Raw genomic sequence first — 1,074 nt, 5'->3', positions numbered from 1 at the left:
GGCCCCGACGCCGCGTGCCGGCGCAGCTCGTCGGCGACGGTGGCGCCGGTCGTGCGCGGGAACTGCGGCACGTAGGCGACCGCGTCGGCGCCGAGGACGGCGCCGTCCTCGACCGCGTCCGGTCCGAGGACGCCGGCCAGCGCGGCCAGCAGCGTCGACTTCCCCGACCCGCTCGCGCCGGTGAGCGCGACGAGCTCGCCGGGGCGGACGGCGAGGTCGACGGGGTCGAGCGCGGCGACCGGACGGCCCGGATAGCGGACCGTCAGCCCGCGGACGGCGACGTCGGCACCGCGCGGATCGTCGTCGGCACCCGATGGGACCACGGCGGCCGGCGGTGCGGCCAGCACCGCCCGGGCCTCCGCGGCGGCGAGCGCGGCGTCCTCGGCGGCGTGGTGCGCCGAGCCGAGCGCGCGCAGCGGCGCGAACGCCTCGGGCGCCAGCAGCAGCGCGGTCAGACCGATGGCCAGCGAGAGGTCGCCGTGCACCAGCCGCAGGCCGACCGTCACTGCGACCAGCGCGACCGAGAGGGTGGCGATGAGCTCCAGCACCAGCGCGGAGAGGAACGCGATCCGCAGGGTGGCCATGGTGCGGGTGCGGTGCGCCTCGCCGAGCCGGGCCAGGGCGGCGGCCTGCTCCGCGGCGCGGCCGAGACCGACCAGCACGGGCAGGCCGCGGACCAGTTCGGCGACGTGCGCGGCGATCCGGTCCAGCGCCCGGGCCGAGTCGGCGGTGGCGCTCTCCGTGTGCCGGCCGACCAGCACCATGAACACCGGCACCAGCGGCAGGGTGACCGCCACGAGGAACGCCGAGAGCAGGTCGGTGACCACCAGCACGAGCACCAGGGCCGGCGGGACGACGATCGTCTGCGCGAGCGCGGGCAGGTAGGTGGCCAGCGCCGGCCCGAGGTCGTGCAGCCGCGTCGTGGCGAGCACCGCGGCCGGGCCGGGGCCGCCCGCCGCCTCGACCGCGGCGGGGGAGACGGCCAGCCGGTCGAGCAGGTCGCGGCGGAGCCGGTCCTCCGCCCGCCGCGCGTCGCGCTCGGCCAGCACCTCGCCGGCGGTGCCCGCGGCGGCC

1 protein-coding gene is annotated in these 1,074 nt (G+C 79.2%); it reads right to left on the bottom strand.

Annotated features, from left to right (window positions below; genetic code table 11):
* On the bottom strand, positions 1-1,074 hold a 1,074-nt coding region (locus A6V29_RS09335; RefSeq protein WP_137160039.1), incomplete at both ends, for an ABC transporter transmembrane domain-containing protein.

It is taken from the genome of Blastococcus sp. CCUG 61487, assembly GCF_005222955.1.
Taxonomy (GTDB): Bacteria; Actinomycetota; Actinomycetes; order Mycobacteriales; family Geodermatophilaceae; genus Blastococcus.
The sequence above is the reverse complement of the archived record's forward strand: the minus strand, read 5'-3'. Positions and strand labels throughout refer to the sequence as shown.